Annotated in this window: 1 protein-coding gene; it reads left to right on the forward strand. The window is 70.6% G+C overall.

What is annotated here, in order from left to right; all coding sequences use genetic code 11:
- Window positions 1-201, forward strand: a 201-nt coding sequence (locus HO151_RS06985; protein WP_217422799.1) for a hypothetical protein, incomplete at both ends; no start/stop codon positions are given.

Here is a 201-nt window from a genome sequence, read left to right on the forward strand (position 1 = left end):
CGACCTGAACTCGGATGCGTCGGCCGATGTGGACGCGGCGGTCGCGGCGGTGGTGTCGGGTGAGTCCGAGGTCGCGGTCCGTGGTGGTGCGGTGCTGGTGCCCAGGCTGTCGCGGCTGCCGGAGACGGACCTTGCGCGTATCGCGGGTGAGGCAGTCGACGACGTGCCGTCGTGGGATGGTGCGGGTGCGGTGTTGATCAC

This window comes from Streptomyces sp. 8P21H-1, from assembly GCF_013302945.1.